The sequence below is a fragment of the Deinococcus sp. Leaf326 genome (assembly GCF_001424185.1).
Taxonomy (GTDB): Bacteria; Deinococcota; Deinococci; order Deinococcales; family Deinococcaceae; genus Deinococcus.
The window spans coordinates 1-1,016 of record NZ_LMOM01000010.1 but is presented as its reverse complement, the minus strand read 5'-3'; the positions used below and the strand labels follow the sequence as shown (position 1 = coordinate 1,016).

Annotated in this window: 1 rRNA gene; it reads left to right on the top strand. The window is 53.5% G+C overall.

Features of this window, described 5'->3' with window-relative positions:
- Window positions 1-1,016, top strand: a 23S ribosomal RNA gene (locus ASF71_RS04425); the annotation flags it as partial.

Sequence of the window (1,016 nt, the reverse complement as noted above, 5' to 3'; positions counted from 1 at the left end):
GACCGATAGCGAACMAGTACCGTGAGGGAAAGGTGAAAAGCACCCCGAYRAGGGGAGTGAAACAGTTCCTGAAACCGGATGCTTACAAACAGTGGGAGCCATCATTGGTGACCGCGTACCTTTTGTATAATGGGTCAGCGACTTAAAGTTACGAGCRAGCTTAAGCCGRTAGGTGKAGGCGYAGCGAAAGCGAGTCTGAACAGGGCGTTCAGTTCGTGGSWTTAGACCCGAAACCGRGTGATCTAGCCATGWGCAGGMTGAAGGTGSGGTAACACSCACTGRAGGKCCGAACCAGTGCCCGTTGAAAAGGTCTTGGATGACKTGTGGCTAGGGGTGAAAGGCCAATCAARCYSGGARATAGCTGGTTCTCCGCGAAAWCTATTKAGGTAGWGCSTCGGATGAATACYCCAGGGGGTAGAGCACTGGATGGGCTAGGGGGACTCACCGTCTTACCAAACCTAACCAAACTCCGAATACCTGGRAGTACTRYCCGGSAGACACACGGCGGGTGCTAACGTCCGTCGTGGAGAGGGMAACAACCCTGACCWMCAKCTAAGGYCCCCAAGTYATGGCTAAGTGGGAAAGGATGTGRRRATCCCAAAACAACCAGGAKGTTGGCTTAGAAGCAGCCATCMTTTAAAGAAAGCGTAACAGCTCACTGGTCTAATTAAGGGTCTTTGCGCCGAAAATGTACCGGGGCTCAAGCCATACACCGAAGCTGTGGATTGTCCGATCTTGATCGGGCAGTGGTAGCGGAGCGTTCCCTAGGCCGTTGAAGCCGTACCCGTGAGGGGCKGTGGAGGTATSGGAAGTGCGAATGCWGACATGAGTARCGATAAAGRGTGTGARAGACACCCTCGCCGAAAGTCCAAGGGTTCCTGCTTAAAGTTAATCTGAGCAGGGTTAGYCGGCCCCTAAGGCGAGGCCGAAAGGCGTAGTCGATGGGAACCACGTTAATAATCGTGGGCCTGGTGGAGAGTGACGGATCCCGTGTATCGTATGGTCTTATTGGATTG